Origin of the sequence: Kitasatospora sp. NPDC057198 (genome assembly GCF_042670125.1) — a bacterium.
GTDB lineage: Bacteria > Actinomycetota > Actinomycetes > Streptomycetales > Streptomycetaceae > Kitasatospora.
In genome coordinates this window covers 1-2,089 of record NZ_JBHUWH010000783.1, presented here as the reverse complement: position 1 = coordinate 2,089, position 2,089 = coordinate 1, and the positions used below count along the sequence as shown (strand labels likewise).

At 78.3% G+C, this 2,089-nt stretch carries 2 protein-coding genes; both read right to left on the bottom strand.

Features of this window, described 5'->3' with window-relative positions:
- Window positions 1-35 precede the first annotated feature (35 nt).
- Window positions 36-1,172, bottom strand: coding sequence for a hypothetical protein (locus tag ACFUEL_RS38970; RefSeq protein ID WP_380242842.1), 1,137 nt, complete (start codon window positions 1,170-1,172; stop codon window positions 36-38).
- Between the two features lie 10 nt (window positions 1,173-1,182).
- Window positions 1,183-1,917, bottom strand: a complete 735-nt coding sequence (locus ACFUEL_RS38965) for an ABC transporter ATP-binding protein (protein ID WP_380242840.1) — start codon at window positions 1,915-1,917, stop codon at window positions 1,183-1,185.
- Window positions 1,918-2,089: the final 172 nt, after the last annotated feature.

Genomic DNA, 2,089 nt, shown 5'->3' with positions numbered 1-2,089 from the left:
CGCGTCCTCCCGGGCCCCGGTCTCGTCGTCCGCCCCTACAGCGGGCAGAGCAGCACGGTCAGGCCGCCGGTCAGCAGCAGCACGGCGGCCGCGGCGAGGGCGCGCAGGGCGACCGTGCGGGCGAGCAGGCCGGACGGAGCGCCGAGGCGGTCGAGGGCGTCGAGGGTCGGGCGGCGGTCGGCGCGCAGTTCGTGCAACCGGGCGGCGAGGGCCGCGACCGCGCAGGCCACGACGAGGGCGCCCTCGACCAGGGTGAGGGCGGGCACCTCGGTCCCGGTCCGGGCCCAGCCGCGCCAGGCGACCAGCACCAGGGCGAGGGCCGCGGTGAGCACGGCCAGCGGTGTGCCGAGGCCGCGGGCCTGCGCGGTGAGGCCGCGGCCGGCCAGCAGGCGCGGCGGCTCCGGCCGGCGCAGCGCGAGCAGCCGCCCGGCCAGGGCGAGCAGCGGGCCGGTCCACAGGGCGAGGGCGAGGGCGGCCAGCACCCAGCCGGTGAGCAGGGCGGGGCTGGTGGCGGGGAGCCCGCCGGGGAGGGCGAGGGTGCGCTCGGCGTCGGTCGCGTCGGGGCGCAGCCCGTAGAGCTCCAGGCCGAGCCCGGCGAGCAGCACGGGCGCGGGCAGCAGCAGCCGCAGCGCGGTGTACCGGGCGCGGGCGGGTTCGGCGGGCCGGCCCGGGAGGCCCTCGGGGAAGCGGACCGCGCAGGCCGCGGAGACGCCGGCGACCAGCGGGAGCACCGCGAGCAGGGCGACCGGGGCGGCGGGGGGCAGCGGGACGCCCATGCCGATGTCGGGGGCGAGCGAGGGCCCGGCGATGTCGTTGCGCAGGATCAGGAACAGCAGCAGGGTGAACGCCGAACCGAGCGCGCAGGCGAGCGCGATCTCGCCGGCCACCAGCAGCCTGATCCGGGCCGGACCGGCACCGGCGGCGGTGAGGCCGGTGATCCGCTCGGGGTGCTGGGCGGGGACGGCGCGGGCCGCGGCGGCGGCGAACCAGGCGACGGCGGCCAGCGGCGGCAGGCACCAGAGCAGCCGTTCGAGGTTGCCCCCGGTGCCGTTCAGCGCGCGGCCGAGGGCGCGCAGCAGGAGGGCGGCGACCACGGCGGCGGCGGTCGCGGTGAGCAGCCCGCGGGCGAGGTCGAGGACGCGGTAGCCGCGGGCGAGTCTGAGGTAGTACACGGCCGGCCCCTCAGTGCCCGGTGGCGGCGACGGCGGCGGGCTCGTCGGGCTCGGCGGCCGCGACCGGATCGTCGACCAGGCCGTCGACCAGTCGGACGGTGCGGTCGGCGTACCGGGCGAGCGCCGGGTCGTGGGTGGCCATGACGAGGGTCAGCGCGTGCGAGCGGGCGGCGCTGGTCAGTATCCGCATGACCTGCTCGCGGGCGTCGTGGTGCAGCGGGGCGGTGGGGTCGTCGGCGAAGACCACCGGCGGCTCGGGGGCCAGGGCACGGGCGACGGCGATTCGCTGGCGGAGGTCCTGCCGCAGGTCGGCGGGCCGCAGCTTGGCGCACTCGGCGACGTCGAGGCGCTCCAGCCACTCGCCGGCGGCCCGGTACGCGGCCCGGTGGCCGGCGCCGGCCAGCTGCAGCGGGAGCGCGACGTTCTCCAGGGCGGTCAGTTCCGGCACCAGGTGCGGTTCGGGGCCGACGTAGCCGAAGCGCTCGCGGCGGAGCTTCTCGCGCCCGGCCCGGCCCAGGGTGTGCACGGGGGCGCCGTGGAACAGCACCTCGCCCTCGTCGACCGGGAGCTGCGCGGACAGGCAGCCGAGCAGGGTGGACTTGCCGGAGCCGCGCGGGCCGGTGACGGCGAGCATCTCGCCCTCGCGGACGCCCAGCGAGACGCCGCGCAGGGCGGGGGTGCCGTGGTGGGACTTGACGATCCCTCGGGCCCAGAGCACGTCGTTGTCGGGCGGGGCCGCTGACATGAGATCCATCCAGGTGCCGACGGGGATATGACAGTCGTCAGATTAGAACGATCGGACGGTGGCGCGGGTGCGGCGCACTGCCCCGAAGCGGGAGGAACCACCCCGAAAGCGGCGTGTCGGGGCGCGGATTCACCCTGCTGGAGGTCCGGGCCGCCCCGGGCGCGCCGAAGGG